This window comes from Vibrio jasicida CAIM 1864 = LMG 25398 (genome assembly GCF_000400365.1).
GTDB classification, from domain to species: Bacteria; Pseudomonadota; Gammaproteobacteria; order Enterobacterales; family Vibrionaceae; genus Vibrio; species Vibrio jasicida.
Map to the genome: position 1 here is coordinate 1 of NZ_BAOG01000101.1, position 252 is coordinate 252.

1 pseudogene is annotated in these 252 nt (G+C 46.4%); it reads left to right on the plus strand.

The features are described from left to right. A pseudogene (locus VJL_RS29200) lies at positions 1-67 on the plus strand (type II toxin-antitoxin system RelE/ParE family toxin); the annotation flags it as partial. Between the last annotated feature and the right edge of the window lie 185 nt (positions 68-252).

The window sequence follows — 252 nt, forward strand, 5'->3', positions numbered from 1 at the left end:
GGTCGAGGGCGATATCATTCGAGTTATGCGTGTACTCCACCAGAAACAAAAATTCCCTACGGATTGATTGCTTCCTCTGGGGAACTAACGCCCTGTTAAGGGGTGAGCAACGCAATACAGATGCCGCCGCAAACCACCTTAATCAAAAAAATCAACGCATAGTAAAAATGCCACGCGTTGCGAATCCCTCTTGAACAGTTTGTTAGTTTTATTGCTGGCGACTCAGTAACAAGCTTGCTCCAGACATAGCCA